Annotated in this window: 13 protein-coding genes and 1 pseudogene; 4 read left to right on the top strand and 10 right to left on the bottom strand. The window is 57.1% G+C overall.

What is annotated here, in order from left to right; genetic code table 11:
* Positions 1 to 385 precede the first annotated feature (385 nt).
* Positions 386 to 1,039 (bottom strand): transglycosylase domain-containing protein, encoded by a 654-nt coding sequence (locus tag QA645_RS39130; RefSeq protein WP_283046354.1) that lies wholly within the window; start codon positions 1,037 to 1,039, stop codon positions 386 to 388.
* 367 nt (positions 1,040 to 1,406) lie between these two features.
* On the opposite strand from QA645_RS39130, the gene QA645_RS39125 reads away from it, so the two are divergent.
* On the top strand, positions 1,407 to 2,606 hold the full coding sequence (locus tag QA645_RS39125; RefSeq protein WP_283046248.1) for an IS256 family transposase: 1,200 nt from the start codon (positions 1,407 to 1,409) through the stop codon (positions 2,604 to 2,606).
* A 1,013-nt stretch (positions 2,607 to 3,619) separates the two neighbouring features.
* Here QA645_RS39125 and QA645_RS39120 read toward each other — a convergent pair.
* The 3 genes from QA645_RS39120 to QA645_RS39110 all read right to left on the bottom strand — a co-directional run bounded on the left by QA645_RS39120 (position 3,620) and on the right by QA645_RS39110 (position 6,882).
* A complete protein-coding gene (locus QA645_RS39120; protein ID WP_283046353.1) occupies positions 3,620 to 5,155 on the bottom strand; it encodes an AMP-binding protein in 1,536 nt (511 codons plus the stop codon).
* Between the two features lie 273 nt (positions 5,156 to 5,428).
* Positions 5,429 to 6,097, bottom strand: a complete 669-nt coding sequence (locus QA645_RS39115) for a hypothetical protein (RefSeq protein ID WP_283053527.1) — start codon at positions 6,095 to 6,097, stop codon at positions 5,429 to 5,431.
* Positions 6,098 to 6,132: 35 nt separating this feature from the next.
* Positions 6,133 to 6,882, bottom strand: coding sequence for a hypothetical protein (locus QA645_RS39110; RefSeq protein ID WP_061846398.1), 750 nt, complete (start codon positions 6,880 to 6,882; stop codon positions 6,133 to 6,135).
* Between the two features lie 259 nt (positions 6,883 to 7,141).
* On the opposite strand from QA645_RS39110, the gene QA645_RS39105 reads away from it, so the two are divergent.
* Positions 7,142 to 7,423, top strand: coding sequence for a hypothetical protein (locus tag QA645_RS39105; RefSeq protein ID WP_283046352.1), 282 nt, complete (start codon positions 7,142 to 7,144; stop codon positions 7,421 to 7,423).
* Between the two features lie 235 nt (positions 7,424 to 7,658).
* Here QA645_RS39105 and QA645_RS39100 read toward each other — a convergent pair whose 3' ends face one another.
* From QA645_RS39100 to QA645_RS39090, 3 genes are read right to left on the bottom strand one after another with little or no spacing between them, the layout of a single operon-like run.
* Positions 7,659 to 9,266 (bottom strand): carboxyl transferase domain-containing protein, encoded by a 1,608-nt coding sequence (locus tag QA645_RS39100; protein ID WP_283046351.1) that lies wholly within the window; start codon positions 9,264 to 9,266, stop codon positions 7,659 to 7,661.
* 1 nt (position 9,267) lies between these two features.
* Entirely contained in the window at positions 9,268 to 9,771 is a 504-nt protein-coding gene (locus QA645_RS39095; protein ID WP_283046350.1) for a biotin/lipoyl-containing protein, read from the bottom strand.
* Position 9,772: 1 nt separating this feature from the next.
* Positions 9,773 to 11,248, bottom strand: coding sequence for a biotin carboxylase N-terminal domain-containing protein (locus tag QA645_RS39090; RefSeq protein ID WP_283046349.1), 1,476 nt, complete (start codon positions 11,246 to 11,248; stop codon positions 9,773 to 9,775).
* A 1,445-nt stretch (positions 11,249 to 12,693) separates the two neighbouring features.
* On the opposite strand from QA645_RS39090, the gene QA645_RS39085 reads away from it, so the two are divergent.
* Positions 12,694 to 13,062 carry a hypothetical protein gene (locus QA645_RS39085; protein WP_283046348.1) on the top strand — a complete coding sequence of 123 codons (369 nt, stop codon included), beginning with the start codon at positions 12,694 to 12,696 and terminating at the stop codon, positions 13,060 to 13,062.
* 383 nt (positions 13,063 to 13,445) lie between these two features.
* Here QA645_RS39085 and QA645_RS39080 read toward each other — a convergent pair whose 3' ends face one another.
* From QA645_RS39080 to nolL, 3 genes and pseudogenes are all read right to left on the bottom strand, one after another.
* Positions 13,446 to 14,087: a hypothetical protein gene (locus QA645_RS39080; protein WP_283046347.1), complete on the bottom strand. Its 642-nt coding sequence runs from the start codon at positions 14,085 to 14,087 to the stop codon at positions 13,446 to 13,448.
* 1,003 nt (positions 14,088 to 15,090) lie between these two features.
* Positions 15,091 to 16,194: pseudogene (locus QA645_RS39075) on the bottom strand (IS3 family transposase).
* Between the two features lie 154 nt (positions 16,195 to 16,348).
* Positions 16,349 to 17,488 carry a nodulation factor fucose acetyltransferase NolL gene (gene nolL / locus QA645_RS39070; protein WP_283046346.1) on the bottom strand — a complete coding sequence of 380 codons (1,140 nt, stop codon included), beginning with the start codon at positions 17,486 to 17,488 and terminating at the stop codon, positions 16,349 to 16,351.
* A 1,601-nt stretch (positions 17,489 to 19,089) separates the two neighbouring features.
* Between nolL and glmS the strand changes: the two genes are divergently transcribed.
* Positions 19,090 to 20,916 carry a glutamine--fructose-6-phosphate transaminase (isomerizing) gene (gene glmS / locus QA645_RS39065; protein WP_283046345.1) on the top strand — a complete coding sequence of 609 codons (1,827 nt, stop codon included), beginning with the start codon at positions 19,090 to 19,092 and terminating at the stop codon, positions 20,914 to 20,916.
* Positions 20,917 to 20,967 lie beyond the last annotated feature (51 nt).

The following is a 20,967-nucleotide window of genomic DNA, read 5'->3' as shown; positions in this document are numbered from 1 at the left end:
TCGCGAAGCGTCGGCAGTTGTACGGGCTGAGCACTCTTGCAGCTTTATAACAAATTCAAGCAACAGACTCAGCGGGACAGAAGTCGAGAAGCCCAGAGGATCTTTGCCCGGGTGCGGCTGTGGTTGCTAGCGAAGTAAGTTTGCGTAGACACACACAGCACTCGAAGTTCGATCGGCGACGTCGTTGGCGGATTAGGTACGTAATTATCGCCGCCTAACAACAGCCGACAACGAGAAAGATTGAGTTCACCATACTTCACCTTCAGAGTGAGCTCGGGTGAGCCGTTGCAAGAATCAAGGTGAGTTGGATCTTGCGATGGAACAACCGCTTGTCTGTTCGCAGCGCGCGCATCTTGGAAAATCTTAACGATTCTGAGCTGCACGTCTAATTTGGCCGAGTTTCCTTACCTCTCAGGACCACTCTGGCTGCGTTGTGGCGTGCTTCGAGCACTTGGTCTTCAGTCATGAATCCGGCTTCGACCAGGTTATCCAGTACCGCATTAGCGCGAGCCTGCGCGGCCGTTCGGTCGATGTGAGCGGTCGGCGCGTTGATCAGGCCGACCAGCGTCGCAGCTTCAGCGAAAGTGATATCGCGGGCAGGCTTATTGAAGTAAAAACGCGACGCACCGTCAACGCCGAGAATGCCGCCGCCCATATCAACACAGTTTAGATAAAGTTTCAGAATTTCATCTTTGGTCAGATTCCATTCAAGCCAAACCGCAAGCAATGCCTGTTTGATGGGGTGTCCAATGCCGCGCCCGGCATTCAAAAGAAAAGTCCGGGCGAGTTGCTGGCTTATGGAGGAACCATCCTGGTCGCGGACGCCGTTCTGCCCCCCCAGCAGCAGTACGCGGAGAGCTCGTGGGATATCGATCCCGACGTGGTCATAAAAATGGCGGTCCTCGGTTGCGAGCGCAGCCTTGATTAGCGCGTCGGGAAAATCCCCAAGAGGAATCGGCACGCCGCGGCCAATCCCCCCGCCAACCATCGCATCGTTCAACTGGCCGAGAAGACAAGCCGTGACATCGGAGGCCTTCAAACACTCCTCTTGAGAGCGGGTGCGAGTAGTCGAAATGGCAAGCGCCAGCAACAGGAGCAGCCCGCCGAAAGCGAGCGTCAGGACTTCGGAAGCAGGTTCGAGAAGGAGCCAGCGCTGCCACCGGCCGAACGAGATGCCGTCAACTAGCCTTGAGTATCGGTGGTATAATTCCCGCAACTGCCTTGCGCAGGAGAGTAGAGCCGAGTCGGAAGGTCGTGCCCCCGGTGGTGGTGTAGCTCGGTAGAGCAAAGCCGCCCGGACGCGCGCCTCAACTAGCGCCGTAGCGGGCGGGCGGCTTTACGGTGGTCACCGGCAGTTCTCCGGTAGGATCGGGTTGCGACACGCCAACGCAACCGAGGAACCACCGATGACCGACGATATGATGAACCTGCGCACGCTCGTGGAGAAGACCCCTGATGCCGATCTCTTGCGCGAGATGATCGGCTTTGCCGCCCAGCGGCTGATGGAGCTGGAAGTCGAAGGCCAAACCGGTGCAGCCTACGGCGAGAAGAACCCCGAGCGTCTGGCCCAGCGCAACGGCTACCGCGACCGGACCTGGGAGACCCGGGCCGGCACAGTCGAGCTGCGCATCCCCAAGCTGCGCAAAGGCTCCTATTTCCCGGGCTTCCTGGAGCCACGCCGGATGGCCGAGAAGGCGCTCACTGCCGTGGTTCAGGAAGCCTATGTGCAAGGCGTTTCGACCCGCTCGGTCGACGATCTGGTGCAGGCGATGGGGATGAGCGGCATCTCCAAGAGCCAGGTAAGCCGGCTCTGCGCGGAGATCGACGACAAGGTGAAGGCCTTTCTCGCCCGTCCGATCGAGGGCGACTGGCCGTATCTGTGGATCGATGCCACCTACGTGAAGGTGCGCCAGAACGGGCGCATCGTCTCGGTCGCGGTGATCATCGCGGTCGGCGTCAACAGCGATGGCCGGCGCGAGGTGCTCGGCATGGATATCGGCCCGTCCGAGGCCGAGACGTTCTGGACCGCGTTCCTGCGCAAACTCGCCCGCCGGGGCCTGCGCGGCGTCAAGCTGGTCGTCTCCGATGCCCATGAGGGCATCAAGGCCACCGTGACCAAGGTGCTCAATGCCAGCTGGCAACGCTGCCGCGTGCACTTCATGCGCAATGCATTGGCCCATGCCGGCAAGAGCGGCCGCCGCGTCGTCTCCGCCTTCATTGCCACGGCATTCGCCCAGGACGATGCCGAGGCCGCACAAGTACAGTGGCGGAAGGTCGCCGACCAGCTTCGCCCCAAGCTTCCCAAGCTTGCCGGTTTCCTCGACGAGGCCGAGACCGATGTGCTCGCCTATATGACGTTCCCGCCGCAACACCGGACCAAGCTGCACTCGACCAACCCGATCGAGCGCCTCAACGGCGAGATCAAGCGCCGCACCGAGGTCGTCGGCATCTTCCCCAATGAAGACGCCATCGTCCGCCTCATCGGCGCGATCCTGCTCGAGCAAAATGATGAATGGGCCGTCCAGCGCGCCCGCTATATGACGCTGGAAACCATCGCGCCGTTGAGCGATGATCCCACTGTCAGCCTTCCGGCGATCGCCAGCTGACCTGCCCGGCTCTTGCCGGCGAACGCGGTCTCCCGCCGCCAGCTACACCACGCAACGGGACACGATCGAGTCGGAAGGCGGTTTCCGATCGGACAAGCAATGTCGGATGGTGGGTCCCTCGGGTGGTTGAATCTGAATCACGTGGATCTTTCAGGTTTGGGTAAATGGGCGTCGGGAGACGGCGACCAAGGCGCCTTTCGGAAGTGCTGCGGCGCAACTCAGGACATTTGCATGTCTCAGCTACCCGCTACTTCCATTTGGCGCGGAGGCAGAGGCCACCGCGCTGTTCAGATAAGCGGGCCGCCATCTGTCGCGGCGACTGACCTTTGCTGCGCGAGTGCGAACTCATCAACACACGGCCCGATTCTATGAACGTCACGCCAGCCAGCGGCAATGATATTTCGAGCGGCCCCAGGATGAGAGGGGAATCGGGTCGTGCACGTCAGTCTTACTTCAGATCGACACACCTTTCGAAAGTCCAATTGTCGGTCGCAATGACGATCTGTCGCTACCCCTGGAAAGCTGCTGAGCGTTCGCTTTCTTTGCTTGCCGTAGTCCGCGAGCTATATCGAAGCAGATGATGTTTTGAACGGGTATCGAGTAGTCTCCGGCCGTCTCATGTGCATTCTGCTCTGCAATTCTTCAAGCAACCTCGGCCGACTTCATACCGAGCAAGTGTGGCGCCTTCGCGCGCTTGTTGAAGCGACAAATCGACAAGACCTGACATCTTTCGCGCGTGTGTCAACTTCCGTCCCGAAAACTCGGTGATGACTCGTGACACACAACTTAAGTCGATCTGATCCTTGGCTCGACGATGGTTGATTCGCCGACTATGCAAAATGCCCGAGGCAACGGCTGCCCGGAATATTGCTCTTCCCCGTGTCAAAACGCGATCGCTGCAAAACTGAGATGCCCGCTGGTTCTTTTGACGCATGCGGGCGACCACCGCGCGCGGATGAAGCGTATGAGGGCGAGGGCGCAGGCAGCATGCGACCACGCCAAGAGTGGGGTCATCAGTCGCCGAAATCCTTTTTATCTAATCGAGAATCCAGTCTTTTGAGTATAGCGTGCTGAACCTTGCCCAGTGCCGTTCTAGGCAATTCCTCCGTAAAGAGAATTTCGCGCGGAGCCTTGAAGCGCGCAAGATGCAATCGCACATGCGTTATGAGTGTTCCCGCGTCTATACGGGATCCGGGCCGCCTGATCACATAGGCTATCGGCACCTCATCCCATTGGGGATCGGGTCGACCGATCACAGCGCATTCCGCAACATCAGGATGCTCCAAAAGTACGCGCTCGACCTCCGCCGGATAGATGTTTTCTCCACCGGAAATGATCAGGTTTTTCTTACGGTCATGGACCCAGAAGTATCCGTCGGCGTCGCGACGGGCGATGTCGCCCGTACGGTACCACCCGTCATGCATAGCCTCGCGCGTGGCGGGAAGATTGCCCCAATATTCCTGCAAAACGTTGGGCCCGCGTACAACGATCTCACCGGGAGTCCCTGCGGGCGGCTCATTACCGGCATCATCCATGACAACAGCTTCACAGCATAGCCCGGGCAGGCCGGTCGAGCCCTTCCGCGAAAGGTCTCCGCCAAGCCTTGTATAAATCGCAATGGGGCTCGTCTCCGTGGAGCCGTAAACCTGGAGGACCGGCACGCGGCGGGCAACCAGGCGATCAACCAAATACTGCGGCACCGTCGTTGAGCCGACGGAAATCGCCTTCAGTGATGAAAGATCGGTACTGGACCACGTGAGATCGTCGGTCAAGGCCTGGATGGTCGCAGGCACCAGGACGGTCAAAGTGGGGCGGTCATCTTTTAGCGCGGCAAGGGTAGCCTCAGTCGTAAAGCGCGGATGGATCGTGACAGTCGCGCCGAGATGTAGTGCAGGCGTCGTCTGAATGTTGAGCCCACCGACGTGGAATAACGGCAAGACGGTCAGCACATGATCGTCGGGTGTCAGGGCGTGCATGTGTTGACTCATCACGCCATTCCAGAGCAAGGCCTCCTGGCGCAGCACCGCTCCCTTCGGCCGGCCAGTGGTGCCTGACGTGTAGACGATCAGAAGTGGGTCGGCCAGGCCTGCGCAGGAATCGCAGCTGTCTCCCGCTGTTTGATCCAACAAGCCTTCCCATGTGCACGCACTGCAAGACGCAAAGCCGAAGCCTACGGTTGCAATATCGGGCAGTGTATCCAACAAAATCGGCAGAACCGCTTCGAAAGCCTGCTCAAGGACCAGAACCTTAGCACCAACGTTGGACAGGATGAAAAGCTGCTCGGCCACCGCCAATCGCCAATTCAACGGAACCAATATCGCCCCGAGCCGGGCACAAGCGTAGAGGAGAACTAGATATTCGGGGCGGTTGAGGCTCAGGATGGCGACGCGGTCGCCTCTCTTGACGCCAAACGCACTTTGTAGAGCTTGTGCAGCCTGGCCGATGCGTCCATTAAGGTCGGCGTAACTTAAGGTGCGGCCCTCAAAATTGATCGCAGCTTTGGTAGGAGCGAACGCTGCATTGCGCTCAATCAATGTGGAGAGATTCACTTATCATTCCCTGTGTCGTAGGTCCCGAGACGGCTCGCCCTCATTCGCGGGGCCGATGCGTGTCAGCACCCGTTAAAGGACGTGACCGGTGTTACGCCGCTCAGGCGAATGCACCTAAACTGCATGCCAAAGTGTTCGAGCTGAGACGCAATCGTGCGAGTGAATTTGGCTATACCCGCGTTTGGGATCAGAGGTATTAGGCACACCTACAATTTCTAGATCCTCGCAACAGATCGACTCCAATTCCCGCCTTCGGACGACCTGTGTTCTGCGTCAAGACGACCATTGGGGGATCACGCTCATTTCGATATTGCGAAAAATCGTGTAATTCTGCCGAATCCACTGATGAAGTTCCGACGTAGGGTCCCTCTCATGGCGTAGATAGCCGGTGAAAGACAGGCCTAGTCGGCAGATGTAGTTATGTAGAAATACCGGCAGTGCCGCCAAACGGATGACGCGGCCCTGGTTCATGGCCTCGAACAAGTCGCCGCGGACGAAGAATTCGTTATGGACGGTGATCAGAATTTGCGTCGGAATCAGCCGCCGCAGCATTTCATGCGCACGGGCCGAGACACGGTCAGTATCCGCTACGAATAGCACGATTGGTACGACCCTTTGTTGTATCGCCTCGCTCAGGAAGCCGATCTCGCCACACATCTTGAAGAACTCGTCGAATGCGTGGAAGCCAAGGTCGATCACCTTGGCCACTCCGTCGTTTAGAACAAGTCGATCAACTAGCTGCATTTTGCCATAGGTATCCGTGACATCCGCTGTCTCTGTGATGGAAGGGAGATAGTCGAGCAAGGACGGCTCCCTTAGGTTGATGTCGAAGGAGAGCACCGCACCGTTCTTCAGCAGCAAGAATTCGCTCAAGAGCCGAGCAATCAGTGTCTTTCCGACCTGCGGGCTTGCAGAGCAGATGATGTAGACGGGGGTGGGCAAAATCGCCAAACCAGTGCGCATGGGTCCGCAAGCGGCTATCTTTCGCCCGCACGGGTCACCGACTTCGCGCCCGCGAGGTCTGTTAGGTTGATCCGGTCATACTCGCTCCAGACATTGGCAAGCCAGTGCCGTACGTAACCGCGCAACACAAACGAGAAGTTCGCGGCGTCCTCGTGTTGTCCCTTGTTCGCAACGAAATTGACGAACGGAACAGAGGCGACCTCGACCTGTTCATAGGCCATCTCGTTAAGTTTCGGGATGGTCAGATCAGTGGCGTCTTTGATGCGGTTGAAGTAGGAATTGTAGGTCGACTGATCCCACTGAAAGAACTGGGTGTCGTTGATGAAGTTCTTGACCAGGAAGTATTTTGCGCCCCCCATGAAATCGCTTGTTTCCGCGATCTCGTCTAGCGAGGCGATGGACGATCCCAACACATGAAACACGGCGAAGGTGAGTTGGCCAGATCGGGCGGCGTCCAAAAAGCCGATGTCTCGTAGGGACGCCAGGGCTGGTGACATCAGTCCGGCTCGAACGTCGATGACCGTGACGGACAGGCCCGAGTTCAGCGTATCGAAGATCTTCATCTGGTCCGCGGTTCTCGTCATGTCGACGATTTCGGTAATCGCAGGGTGAAAGCGCTTCAGTGTCCCGCGAGGCGACTCGGTATCGAATGCGCGGGTTTGCACATTATTCGCGCTAAAATAATCCAAAAGCGTGCGAGATACGGTCGTTTTTCCGACCCCGCCTTTGTCCGCGCCGACCACAATTACAACTGGCTTGCCCATAGAAGTCCTCTCAAGATGCTTGTTCTTCAATCCACGCGACCGCGAAGCGCGTCGTCTGTGTGTTTCCAGTCCTGCCTTCGACACTACGATGGCCAAAGGAGGAGATCGTCCGATTTTCGAAACATCGACAGACGCTATAGTCGCCGATGGTGCGATCCATTACGGTCAGGGAAGCGCGCGTAGCTCGGTTCATGTTGGAGTTTGTATGTTTTGATTGCCATCAGAACGTTCTCTTCAGTTGGGGATTACGGAAGCCATCATGGTAGATGGCCTTGCCGCGGCTAAGTTGATCAATCAATCGTCGTCTACGGCGAGCTTCAGCGAGTCAGGCGCGATGAATCGTCATGCCGGCACTCTTAAGAGCTTCGAGGATCTCGCATGCGACGCGCTGAGCGCCACCCTTGTGCTCGCCAATCAAGTGAGATGCCACGACTCCGGTGATGATGGCGTATGCTCTTTCGCGCTCGATCAACTCGTTCTCAACAAAGTCGCCGCAGGCTTTACAGGCGATCACAGGGCGACCGCTCCAGGGATCATGTGACACGTTTTGATCATTGGCATGACATTTCGGGCATTGCATGGGCGGGACTTCGGCAGGTGTCAGCTTGTTACTGGTTTCGGGTCGGTGGAAATAAGTGCGTTCCGCCGAAGGGAGTAGCGCGTCGGGTGGAGTGGAAAGCTCGACTAGAGTTGCAGCTCTCCGACGTGTGAAGTCAGCGTCAGCGCGACGGATCGTAGTCAAACTGTGCCCAACTCGCTGCGCGCGAACCGCAAGGCTACATTCGAAAGACACCGTAGTGGGGCGATTCGATTGGAGCATTAAGCGACGCGCTTAAGGCGATTGAGAGCGCGTTTCGGGTATCTACGGGATCAAGAATGCCGTCATCCCAAAGCTCCGAAGTCGCATAATAGGCGCTTGATCGCGCCCGATACTCCTTCATAATTGGTTCTCGAATGGCTGCCAGTTCTTGGTCCGACAAGCGCCCTCCTTCACGAGCCAATTGCTTTGCTTTGACATGGGTGAGTACGCCTGCCGCTTGCTCCGCGCCCATGGCCGAAATCTGCGATTGCGGCCAGGTAAACATAAAGCGGGGGTCGAACGCGCGACCCGCCATAGCGAATGTTCCTGCTCCGTGAGAGGCGTTGCAGATCACTGTAAGTTTGGGGACCGACGCTGCGGCAACGGCCATGATGAGGTTGGCGCCATTCTTGGTGATGCCATCATGTTCGTATTCTCGTCCGACCATAAAGCCAGTGGTATTCTGCAGGAAGAGCAATGGCGTTCGGTTCTTATCGCAGAGTTGGATGAAGTGAGCGCCCTTCAGAACACTGTGGTTCTGCAGCACGCCATTATTTGCAACAATCCCGATTTGATAACCTTGAAGACGCGCGAAACCGCATATCAGGCTTTGGTCATAGCTAGGCTGATACTCATGGAACCGGCTACCATCCACGAGGCGAGCGATGATCTCCAGAATGTCAAATTGAACGCGGGGATCTTTTGGAATAATGCCGTATAGCTCAGATGCGCCGTAGACGGGAAGCTCCGGAGCGGCCCGATTAACGGCTTCTTTCGTTGGACGCTTCATGTGAGCGACAATGTCCCGCGCGATGGCAATCGCATGCATTTCGCTTGTAGCGAGGTAGTCACTCGCTCCCGACACGCTCGTATGGATTTCAGCGCCACCGAGCTCTTCGGCTGATACCACTTCTCCGGTGGCGGCCTTTACGACCGGAGGTCCGCCGAGAAAGACGGCTCCATTCCCCCGCACGATGATGTTGTAATCGCTCAGCGTCGGAACGTAGGCACCTCCTGCAGTACAGTGGCCCATGACGATGGCTACCTGCGGCACTTCCATCTTTGAGAGAATTGATTGATTACGCAGGATTCGGCCTGCGTGGTAGCGATCTGCGAAGAATTCCGCTTGCAGAGGCAAGAAGCCGCCGGCGCAGTCGCAAAGATGCACCACCATAAGACGGTTCTCGATTGCAATGTCCAGCGCCCGCACAATTTTCTTGACGGATAACGGATACCAAGCGCCGCCCTTCACGCTGGCATCATCCGCGTGAACGATGACCTCGCGACCAGCAACAATGCCAACGCCGACAATCTGCCCTGCGCCTGGCACCTCACCATCGTAGGCCTTGTTGCCCGCGAGCGTTGATAGCTCGAGAAATGGAGTTTCTGGATCAAGCAGCGCATCGATCCGATCGCGAACGAAGAGCTTGTTTTGCTGCCGCAGACGCTTAAGGTCTCTCGCGGGTCGAGCGAAGCGAGCGGAACGCTGTCGTTCCTTCAGTTCGGCCGCAAGTCGTCGGTTATGGAGCTCGTTGAGACGAAATTCTTGCGACGTGGTGTCCACCCGAGAGACGATCCGCTGCATGTCAGCGCCCTTCCTCGGAAAACGTAACCAAAACCACGCCTCGCTCAAAGCTTTCGCCTACACCAAAGTGAATGCGCTCGATTACACCGCCACGAGGGGCACGTACGACAACTTCCAACTTCATACTCTCGACCACCATCAGCGTCGCGCCTGCGCAGACCACATCACCGTGGCAAACCGCGATCGCAATCACGACGCCGGGCATTGGCGCGCGGGCCACAAGATGACTTGCCTGCTCGTCCGAGCTCCCAAGTTCTCGCAATGGATCGCGGTATCGCAGGATGTGTGTCCTGCCACGGATATGCAGGTGAAGTGTGTCACCTTCGATTGCAAATCTGACCGGCACGGCCTCGCTTGCAATGACAAGGTGAGCGCTTCCGTCTAAATGATCTGAGAGTGCCACCGGCGCAATTACCTCATCGCCCAAGTGAAGGCGATAGTCGTGTTGGCCAGGTGAAAGCCACAATTCATAGTTCTCGTCATTGAGCCCAAAACAGTGCTTCACGTCAGTTTCTCCACTTGCCGAGCTCCGCGTGAAGCCTGGGCACGGCGTCTGCCGAATTCCGAACGCTCCTTGTCAGGAGTGCTCCGGCTGCCAAAATGGCGGGCAGGTCGCTTCCACATGGGCCTTTGGCCAGGTGCGGATGTTCATCGAGATAACCGGTATGGATCTGGCCGCTCAAAAATGTGTCGTCCATGAGCAGGCGGGCCAGAAAGTCGGCGTTCGTCTCGCAGCCAAGAAGAACTAGCTGTCGCATCGCATGTGCCGCCTTCAATGCGGCTTCACGGCGTGTAGTTGAATGTGCGACGACTTTTGCGAGCATCGAATCAAATGCGGGCGTGATCTGCTGACCTTGGACGATACCGCTATCGATGCGCACGCCGTCGCATTCTGGGTACTCCAACATGAGAATCTTGCCGGTGGTTGGCGCGTATTCGCGTTCAGGGGCTTCGGCGTATAGCCTCGCTTCAATTGCATGACCTTTGGAGACGATGTCGGATTGCGAAAATGTGAGTTCGTGCCCCGCGGCGATATGGAGCTGTTGGGCAACGAGATCGACGCCAGTGACCATTTCAGTCACGGGATGCTCGACTTGAAGCCGAGTATTCATCTCAAGGAAGTAGAACTCTTGTCCATCAAAGATAAATTCGACGGTTCCTGCATTTCGATAGTTGGCGCTACGAGCGATGCCGACCGCCATTTCACAGACCCGTTCCCGCAATTCTACGGATAGGGCAGGCGAAGGCGTCTCCTCGATGATCTTCTGAAAGCGGCGCTGTACCGAGCACTCGCGTTCGAACAGGTGGACGACATTTCCGAAGAAATCGCCTAGCACCTGCACTTCGATGTGGCGCGGTTTCTCAACATAGCGCTCCACGTACAGGCGGCTATCTCCGAAGTAGCGCAGCCCCTCGCGTCCAGCTTGAGCAATTGCGTCGTCGAGGGTGTCGAGATCGCGCACGATCCGCATGCCCTTGCCACCACCGCCTGCCGAAGGCTTCACCAGCAAAGGTAAGCCAAGGGCCCGAGCTCTGGATGCGAAGGTTTCCGGTTCGTCTTCTTCGATAACTGAGGGGCCTACCGGAAATCCGATCTGCTGAGCAAATCTCCGGGCGCGGATCTTATCACCCATCAGCTCGATGCTTTCGGGGGCTGGCCCGACGAATGCAATGCCGGTCCCTGCGACGGCTCTCGCAAAATCGGCGCTCTCCGACAAGAACCCATAGCCAGGATGCAACGCGCCGGCGTTAGCTCTGCGGGCGGCGGCGATGATTTGCTCGGCGTCAAGATAGGCAGCAATTGGGGAAGAGCCCTCGATCGCGATTGCTGTATCCGCCATGGCAACGGCTGGTGTGGCCGCATCCACATCGTGGTAGACGACAGCTGAACGTAAGCCCAACTGTCGCAAGGTCTTCAGGATACGGACGGCGATCTCGCCCCTGTTGGCGATCAGAACTGTATCGAATGGAAATTTCTGCATTCGCGCATTCGCTCTAACACAAATCGAGTCTTCGGCGTTTGAGAGCCGTCGGGTCTACGCGAGACCCTCGAGGCTATTTCTAGTCACGACGCGCTAGCCACGATCCTGTGGATCGGGACACGTGGCGCGATTGCGACACATTGGTTCGACCGTCATTTCGAGTCCGTCTTCACTTTTGTGCTGTCATGCGCCGACATCACGTACCGACACGGGTCACTTAAGCTGTTGAGCTTTGTTCTTAGACAAGCAGTGATTGCAGCGACATCCGGTATGGCGCCGCTACACAACCGAAACACATCCGGGGTGCACGCCCGTTTCTCCTCCTCCGTAGCCCCTCGATCTCGGGCCACAGCACCTAGAGAGCTCATCGCCACAAAAGCAATGAAAGCGGTCACATGCCGACCTGCTCTATAGCTTCGAGGAGAAAAAAGTAGCTGCCTTCGATTCACGATATCCTCTTGAGAGTGCTTGGCGCCGCACTGGCCTTCTTGTGAGTTTCAACGGTGCGTGTCTGAGAAAGTAGGGTAAAGGCTCGGATTGGCCGCACTTCCGGGAGGACGGCTGAACGCGCCGCCGGAACTCGGGTTTGAACCATCAGTCGGTTCACCGCGACGGAGAATGCATCCGAGGGTGGCTGATAAGGGACAATCGCTACTCGTCATGGATGCGAGTTAACTGCGCCCCACTATCGCCACCAAAAATGTTCTGTGTCGGACAGCCTCGTGGCGCATGGGAGCGTGCTGCATCATACCAAGTCGATTTGTGAGGAGGGGTACACGGTCCAAGGCGGCGTTGAGCGTCTGAAGGGACCCGAACTCTCTCACAATTGGCGAAAGGAGATGCGCTCAACTCCGGCGTCCCTGTGGTTCGGCCAAGATGGACCAAAAACGGCAGGCAATTCCACGCATGTAGGAGGTTTGGACCGTCATAGTGTCGTGCGGTGTAGATCTGAACAGGCTGAGACATCGGCCATCCTTGAACTCGTCAGAGGCGTCGGCCCGCCGGAGACCATCGCTACTTGTTCGAGATCGTACAATTTGACGTTACGTGCGGTTCAACCCCTCCGAGCCGGTTGTCCGATGAAATTTGTGAATTACTATGCCGGCGGCAGCCGCTCACGAGCGACTGTCTACAAATTTGCTTCACGGTAGACGGAAGAGACATTCGAAGCGGCTCGCCCGATGGCAGCGTACCGTGCAGATCCTGCGAAATCGCTCAGAGCTTGGGATTGTTCTGCCGCAAACGCGGCCAATAGGAGGTGTGCGGACTGCTGTTGGCCTACTCGGCTAGCGATTGCTGCGTCGCCAGTTGAAGGCGCTCAGGTTCGAAATGTGAGCAAGGTTGCAGCCGGGACTACTAGATCTGGTCAAGACGAGAAGAATAGCTTGAAACTCACGTAACGTCACATTGTAGGCGTGGATAGCGGAACACGAAAGGTGCGCGCCATGCCCCACATGCTACCAATTTACACGCTCGGTACAGAGCACAGCATCATCTTGCCCGGAGCTCATGATACCGTAGCCGACAAATGCGGCCGCTCTGAGGACGAGCAGGAGAGAGCACAAAACATATGGGCCTACTGCTTCTCACCTCAGGATCGAATCAAGTACATCCGCAAAAATCGACAGCAGTTTGAATTTCACGACTACCGTCAGATGATCGACGTTGTTCGGGGCCGCTGCTTTACCGGGTGCGCATCAGACCTGGTCAGCTGGCGCCGTCAAGTCAGGGTAAGTGCGTGGCGCTTCGCCTTATTGTTCTGCGTCGCCACGTGGATAGCTATTGTCCTTGCCGTGATTCGCGCGTTGAGTTGAACGGCCGCGGGCAGGGAAGCTGCGAGCAAACGGACCTTAATGAATGGGCTCGGATCCAGAGCGCGAGAAAGCTTGCGAGTGTTTGCGAAACCGAAACGATCGCTGCCAACAATGGATCAGGTGATCTCTGTGGATCAGCGGGCTCAGGCAGCGGTTAGGCGAAACAGCAGCTTCGATGAAGATCCAGCCATACCTGGCATTGGTTCGCCTGGCCGCGAATTCGGCGCGCGGGTGAGCGGATTAGACATTTGCGATGTGCTCGAGATCGCGGAAGTGTCGAGCCGTCCACGCGGAGGCGAATGCGGCTCGACGTCACTTCTTGTAAGAATCAGTTCTCTGTCTGGATCGCGTTATGGCGCGGCAGAGGAGGTGGATCGGCTATATCAGGCGGCAGCGACAAGGGCGGTAATCAACTTAATAAGAAGCTCCGGATCGGCTTGGTCAATAGATGCGCGTTCTAGAATGAGTTTGGCGATCTCGATCCGGTTAATTGGAGTTCGCATGCTTGGAGGTAATGCCAAGACGGCCCCATCAAAAAGCCGTCCCAGGGTAGAAAGTTGTTCCGGCTCGTACAGTGTTCCGTGTTTCTGTTCGAGACGATTTGCATTGCCTCTGTTCAGCGCACTACCGGCTCGCTCGTCGAGGTGTGAACACATGCCGAGCTTCGCCTTTACCAGCTCGCTTGTAAGCGCGTTGAGGAATCGGGTCGCTTCGAGCGCGCTCTCGTCCTCACAGATCAGTCTGGCAACCTCTTCAATTTGCGACTCAATGGTTTGTTTTAGATATTGAACGTGCGAATCGCATAAAGGAGGGTGATGAGCACATTCTCCTGAGGGTGACGCAGTGACGATATGTGTGGGAGCATCAGCCTTCAGTCTAACGGAAATTGAGTTGGTCAAAACTCGGAGAGGAAAAGCGAAAGATCGAATGAGTTGCGTAAAAAAACCAAACGTCATCTCCCGATAGGCTTGATTTAGGGGCTCCGCCGTCGTGGATTTACTGGACCCGTATACACTCATAGTCATGGCTGCCTCATGCATCGTTCTGGCACACGAATCTACCTTCACCGTGCTGACCTCCAGCGCGGCGTAGTTGCGGCTTGACAAGACACTGCTGGCAACCGTTCAAAAGGCCATTCTTGAGCCTTACCGTTGCGTAGGGGCCAACTAGGCTGCCCAGAGCAACTGACCTTAACAGTCGACGGTTAATCCTCACGACCTGCACTATCCCCCAGCTCAATCGCCGTTTTGACTAGCAGCCTTCATCAGGGTTGGTAAAATAGATTGTTATGATGGAGGCCATTCACCTCGTGGATAGAACACAGGGCCTATTGAGTCTTCCGGCCTCTCTCCGACCTGATGACTTCAGTGGACGCGTGCTGCGCGCTTGCCTGCCAAATTCGGGCCGCGACGGGGAGGGGCTGCGAGAACGACCGATTCATCAAATCATTCGTTCTATCCACCCGACCGTCTACGCGGCGACGTGGGTCTCCTTTGTCATTCTTGATCCTACAAGCTGACGCAGCGTACGTTTCAACCCCTTTCTGCGGGCTCGCATAAGTCATCTTAATCTGCCATGAGCGCATTTGCATCTTGAGGGTGAGCTGAGGCGGCGTTTTCGCGGGCATAGCACAGAAGCGAGATGTTGATCGGAATTGGCCGCAACGCGATCAACTTTGCCGCGCAGCCAATCAAATCCGGCAGATCTTTTCAACAAAAGTTGCCCACTTCAGAAGTGTTGCGGAAAACGGAGAGGATTGGAGAGAGGACAATTGAACCTATTCATTGCAGCTGCCTAGGTGCGATCGCTATCGGAAGCCTACAGCGCGCTTCTCAAGGACTCGTCGGTGATCACGCCATTCGCTTATCTCACGGTTAGCTTAAGTGTGGAGACAAGCTTCACAAGAAGCCGGACCGCTACAGCCGATGGCCTGCCACTGAAGTTTCATCCAGCGGCAATTAAAGTCTCGGAGTTTTTGCAGCGAGACCGAACTTTGGACCACCGAGAACTAGAGTTTTGCGCCTCTGATCACGCCGGCAGGCTGGTGGCGCCGACGTGGTTTTGCAGCAAAATCGGCGGCTGATTGCCGATCGCCCCGTGGGGCCGTTCCTCATTGTAGTATCTGCGCCAAGTCTCCACTTTTTCCTGGGCGTCCGCAAGGGACAGGAACCAGTGGGCGTTGAGGCATTCAGCTCGGAAGCGCCCGTTGAAGGCTTCGATGAAGGCGTTATCGGTCGGCTTGCCCGGCCGTGAGAAGTCCAACGTGACGCCGCGCTGGTAGGCCCACAGGTCAAGGTCGCGCGACACAAACTCGCTGCCTTGATCGACGCGGATCGTCGCCGGGAATCCCACTTCATTGCAAACCCTTTCCAGTATTGCCACGACATCGGTGCCGCGGAAGGTGAACCGCGGCTCCAGCGCCGGCGAGAAGCGGGAGAAAATGTCGATGATCGTAAGCACCCGGAGCTTGCCGCCGGTTGCCAATTGGTCATGGACAAAGTCCATCGCCCAGGTTTCATTGGCCCGCGTCGCCGGCCGACGGTCATCGCGTAGTTTGGCCTTGACCCGACGCTTGGGAGACTTGTTGCGCAATTGCAGGCCCAATTCGCGATAGATGCGGCGGGTCTTGTTCTGGCCGTGACGCCACCCCCTCACGGCGCAGCATCACGTGAACGCGGCGATAGCCGTAGCGTACACGGACATGGCAGATCTCCTTGATCCGAGTTTCCAGAGCCGCCTGGCCGGAGCGACGAGACTTGTAGTGGTAGGTCGACCGATCGAACTCGAGGGTCGCGCAGGCCTTGCGGATCGACACCTGCCACTCACCACAAACTTCGTCGACGAGCTTGCGCTTCCGACCAGGCTTCACAGCTTTCGGCGGATCACGTCCTGCAGCATCTCCTTGTCGAGCGACAGATCCGCCACCAGCTTCTTCAGCTTGGCGTTCTCGTCCTCAAGCTGCTTCAACCGGCGCATCTCGGTCGGCAGCAGTCCGTCGTACCTCTTCTTCCAGTTGAAATAGGTCGCCTGGCTGATCCCGGCCTTGCGGCAGATGTCCGCAACCGGGACCCCGTCATTGCCCTGCTTCAGGATAAACGCCTTCTGGACGTCCGAAAACTTCGAGGCCTTCATCGTCTTCCGCTCCTCCCAGCCGAGTGGATTTACGCAGCGCAAGACTCTAACCAAAAATGGTCCAGTTTTCCGGTCTCAGATCACCGACGCCGAGCAAAGTCGAGGCCGGGCGGTTGCGCGACGACGCCGAGCCTTCAAAGTGCGCTTGTGCCAGCTATCGCTTGGTAGGTTGCGCAGTATAGCTCTCGCCACAGTTTGGCACAGCAAACTGAGTGTTTGGCAGAGTTGAGCGTGGCTTCGCTCCGAGGACAAGTCGCGACATGAATCCAAGGCCGCCCACACTCCGGCGAACGCTTATCCCGATCACAACAATCGTGATGCAAAGCGCAATTGCGATAGCTATTCTAGCCGGAAAATTCCAAAGTTCTCCAAATTGGACGAGGTCCATGAGTCGAAAGAGGCTTGCTTGGATAAGGTAGAGAACCAACGTGCTCTGACCCAGCTCCACGGCGATAAAGCGAGCAATCCGACTTGAATGGGAAAACTGCCAGCATCGCAGCACCACCTCAAAGGCAACAGCAGAGGCAGCTGCAGAGCCAATGAACATCAGCAATACTTGCTTGGCCGACTGCACATCGTAGACCAGAACGAGATTGTTGTAGACATAGGTCTCCTTGCCCCAGGCAAGGAAGCATACGAGAGCCAGACCAGAGAGTAAGAAGAATAAAATCGATTTGTGACGTATAAGAGCGCTCGTCCGCCAGTCAGACCTGGCGAGTAGGAGTCCGAGGCAAAAAAACGGATAGGTGTACCTAATCAACGGAGCAATCGAAAATGTAACGGGCGCGAACGCGACTAGGACTGCAGATATGGATATGATCCTTGTCGAGCCCAGACCGGCGGCGCTGAGAAGCCCAACGAGAAGAAAAGAAGCAAAGTTTGCCCAAACGAACCAGTATGCGCCTGCCAATTCGCTTGGAAAGCCCAGCAGACCGCTTGGCAGAGCGGGCGTAAATGCGGCCAACTTAACTGCTTCCATGAGCGTGGACCAGAAGAGCGCGGGCAACAGTAACTGAATCGCGCGCTCCTGGACGCCCCGAGTAAAAGTTTTTTGCAAATGCGCGCCCGAGGAAAGATATCCGCTTATTCCCATAAAGAGAGGCATGTGAAACATGTAAATTGATTTGAAGTACGGCGAATACCAATACTGATTATCTCGGTACATGATATATTGTAAAAGATGGCCAACAATGACCAAAATAATGAGAATTCCTTTAGCGAAATCAAAACTCAGGTCTCTGTCGGGTGAGGTCGACCTGCGTTCTGTCGCGGCTGTTGCTGTTTGATCAGTCATCAAAGCTCTAACCATTTGTACGTGCCGGCGTCGTGCGCGGCGCGTTCCGAACTTTATGATTTCCATTCATCAAGGAAGAGGATCGCGGCTCTTGCGAGGGGCGACAGAGGCCGCAGAACGCTTTCATAACATTTAGGGTTCTCCGGATAAGCCCAGAGGGGCTCTCATAGCAATGGGTCCTTTGTCAATCCGGAACGTATACGGGTGGGCGGCTGATCGGATATTTATCGCACGGATCTCTGGTCCGGCTTGCCCTGCAAGAACACGTTCGGTGTTCCCCCAGACTGACCTAGCAGGGCTTTAGAAACTTGTGATCCTGCTCTTTCCGAGTCCAGAAAACGGGATTCGGCTCGTCGAGCGGCTTACGTTTAGTTGGTGGGTGTCATTGCTGTCGGCGCAGCTGCACGATTAGAATCGAGCTTGGGTCAGAGGGCATGCCGGCCAGATCGCCGGCCTTTCCAGATTATTAAGATGCTGTAGCCGTGCGATCTCGAGGTCGAATGAGAGTAGATGCATTATCCATAGTGTAGATGCGGCCCATTTACACAATCGATTTTACCAGTCCCGTAGGATCTTGCATAACGGAGGCCTCGGTTTGGAGAGGAGCCTTCGGTCTAATCTGAATGGTCATCGATCTTCGGCTGCGCGAGCAAACGTTCGGTATCCAGCGCGCATAAGGTCAGTGCTCGTTCGGTCTGCCTTGTTCGGTATCTCCGACTTTCGAAACCACGGGGCGTGGCGGAAGAACTGAGCGTTGTCACAAAATTAGATGCGAGCACGAAGTCGAGTTCGTTGAATGGTCTAATGGAACAGAAGAAAGAAATACGACATTTCGTTGGAAGCGGACATCGGCCTTCTGTGGCTAAGGTTAGCGGCGAATGCCATCGCCGCAAATGGACCGCCGGTAGCAGCCCTCTCTCTGCCGGCGGAAGCTGGCGCGATGTATAGCAGCGTCGCTCCTCCGAGACTGACTTCTGCCCGGCCACCAAAAGTGGCCGGGCTTCTTTTGCGGGCGGAATATGAGCGACAGCATAAAGGCGGAAGCCTCAATCAGGGTTCGCTTCATTCCGGCAGCAGCGGTGCACCTCTTGAGAGCCGGGCTGTTGCATCATGAATGATCCTCGGCACATCCGGCGATTCGCGAAGTTCATATTGGTAAATTATAGAACACCTAACAACGGGTCGATCTGTATCGACTGTCATCGACCGCTAGGTATCGGTTACTTGCGAGATATGTCCACGCGGCACGTCTATTGCGACTACAATTGCTATCGTCGTTGCCAGGAGAACAGACCAAGTATGTATCGGCTCGCGACCAAATGGAGCATCGATGGGCTCCGACATGGCTATCTGATTTACCTCGAAACTGTCGTGTCATTTGCGACAGTTGCGTGCTTGTATTCTGTCATGCTCGCCAAGGTCGCGCTGCGGTTCGGCGAGCCGAAATTGATGAATAGACCTCACGCGTAGAAACACATGAGAGTAACTGGTCCGACAGCGGGCGCGTCTAACTTAAATGTTAGCGCAGGCAATCGAGTGTCGCAAAACAGTGACGCGGAAGTGAGAGTCAACTTTTCAAAGATCGGGGGATATTGATCCGCATGTGCGGGATTATCGGCATTCTCGGGCGCCGGCCGGTTGCAGAGCAATTGGTGGAGTCGCTCAAGCGGCTTGAATATCGCGGTTACGATTCCGCGGGTGTGGCTACGCTCGAAGGCGATCACCTGGAGCGCCGCCGCGCCGAAGGCAAGCTGAAGAACCTCGAGGCGCGGCTGCGTGACAGGCCGCTGAAGGGGAGGAGCGGCATCGGCCACACCCGTTGGGCCACCCACGGCAAGCCGACCGAGCACAATGCCCATCCGCACACCACCGAGCGCGTCGCGGTCGTCCACAACGGCATCATCGAGAACTTCCGCGAGCTGCGTGAGGAGCTCGAAGCGAGGGGTACGGTGTTCCGCACCGAGACCGACACCGAGATCGTGCTGCACCTTGTCGACGATCTCTTAACGCGCGGCAACAAGCCGGTCGAGGCGGTGAAGCTCGCCTTGAGCCGGCTGCGCGGCGCGTTCGCGCTCGGCTTCATTTTCGCCGGCGAGGGCGATCTGATGATCGGCGCCCGCAACGGTCCGCCGCTGGCGGTCGGCTACGGCGATGGTGAGATGTTCCTGGGCTCGGACGCGATCGCGCTTGGCCCGTTCTCCGATACGATCAGCTATCTCGAGGACGGCGATTGGGTCGTGCTGACCCGCAACAGCGTTGCGATCTTCGACAAGGACGGCCGTGCCGCCCAGCGTGACAAGATTAAGCATGCGGCCCCGACCTCGCTGGTCGACAAGGCCAATTATCGCCACTTCATGGCGAAGGAGATTCACGAGCAGCCCGAGGTCGTCGGCCACACGCTGGCTCGCTATGTCGACATGGCTTCCGAGCGGGTGTCGTTGCCGGTGAGGCTGCCGTTCGAGTTCCGCGACATCCAGCGCATCACCATCACGGCCTGCGGCACGGCGAGCTACGCCGGCTATGTCGCAAAATACTGGCTCGAGCGAATAGCGCGCCTGCCGGTCGAGGTCGATGTCGCCTCCGAGTTCCGCTACCGCGAATCTCCCTTGCGCAAGGGCGATCTGGCGATCTTCATTTCGCAATCGGGCGAGACCGCTGACACGCTCGCCGCGCTCCGCTATGCCAAGGCCGAAGGCGCGCACACGCTCGCCGTCGTCAACGTGCCGACCTCGACGATCGCGCGCGAAAGTGAGACGGTGCTCCAGACGCTCGCCGGTCCCGAGATCGGCGTCGCGTCGACAAAAGCCTTCACCTGCCAGCTCATGGTGCTCGCCTCGCTCGCGGTCGTGGCCGGCAAGGCGCGCGGCGAATTGTCCGAGGAGGAGGAGACCAAGCTTGTGCACGGCCTGGTCGAGATCCCGCGCCTGATGGCAGACGCGCTGACCACCGAATTGCAGATCGAGAAACTGGCGCACAGGATCGCTAAGTCGCGCGACGTGCTCTATCTCGGCCGCGGCACCAGCTTCCCGCTCGCGCTCGAAGGCGCGCTGAAGCTGAAGGAGATCTCCTACATCCACGCCGAGGGCTATGCAGCCGGCGAGCTCAAGCATGGACCGATCGCGCTGATCGACGAGACCATGCCGGTGGTGGTGATTGCGCCCCATGATCGCGTGTTCGAGAAGACGGTCTCCAACATGCAGGAGGTCGCGGCCCGCGGCGGCAATATCATCCTGATGACGGACGCCAAAGGCGCGGCGGAGGCGACGGTCGATTCGCTCGCCACCATCATCATGCCTGACATGGCGGACGCCTTCACGCCGATGATCTATGCTATCCCGGTGCAACTACTCGCTTACCACACGGCCATTGTGATGGGCACCGATGTCGACCAGCCGCGCAACCTCGCCAAATCCGTGACCGTCGAATAAGCCGGACAGAACGCGCCGATCGTTTCTGGCATTCAAATGTGGACCATCCTA

The sequence above is a fragment of the Bradyrhizobium sp. CIAT3101 genome (assembly GCF_029714945.1).
Classification (GTDB): domain Bacteria; phylum Pseudomonadota; class Alphaproteobacteria; order Rhizobiales; family Xanthobacteraceae; genus Bradyrhizobium.
This window is presented reverse-complemented; position numbering and strand designations above follow the sequence as displayed.

Coding starts and splice junctions, on each gene's coding strand:
- QA645_RS39080 (WP_283046347.1), bottom strand. CDS start 14,087: ATGACTATGAGTGTATACGGGTCCAGTAAATCCACGACGGCGGAGCCC.
- QA645_RS39110 (WP_061846398.1), bottom strand. CDS start 6,882: ATGGGCAAGCCAGTTGTAATTGTGGTCGGCGCGGACAAAGGCGGGGTC.
- QA645_RS39085 (WP_283046348.1), top strand. CDS start 12,694: ATGCCCCACATGCTACCAATTTACACGCTCGGTACAGAGCACAGCATC.
- QA645_RS39090 (WP_283046349.1), bottom strand. CDS start 11,248: ATGCAGAAATTTCCATTCGATACAGTTCTGATCGCCAACAGGGGCGAG.
- nolL (WP_283046346.1), bottom strand. CDS start 17,488: ATGACTGATCAAACAGCAACAGCCGCGACAGAACGCAGGTCGACCTCA.
- QA645_RS39100 (WP_283046351.1), bottom strand. CDS start 9,266: ATGCAGCGGATCGTCTCTCGGGTGGACACCACGTCGCAAGAATTTCGT.
- QA645_RS39105 (WP_283046352.1), top strand. CDS start 7,142: ATGGTAGATGGCCTTGCCGCGGCTAAGTTGATCAATCAATCGTCGTCT.
- QA645_RS39125 (WP_283046248.1), top strand. CDS start 1,407: ATGACCGACGATATGATGAACCTGCGCACGCTCGTGGAGAAGACCCCT.
- glmS (WP_283046345.1), top strand. CDS start 19,090: ATGTGCGGGATTATCGGCATTCTCGGGCGCCGGCCGGTTGCAGAGCAA.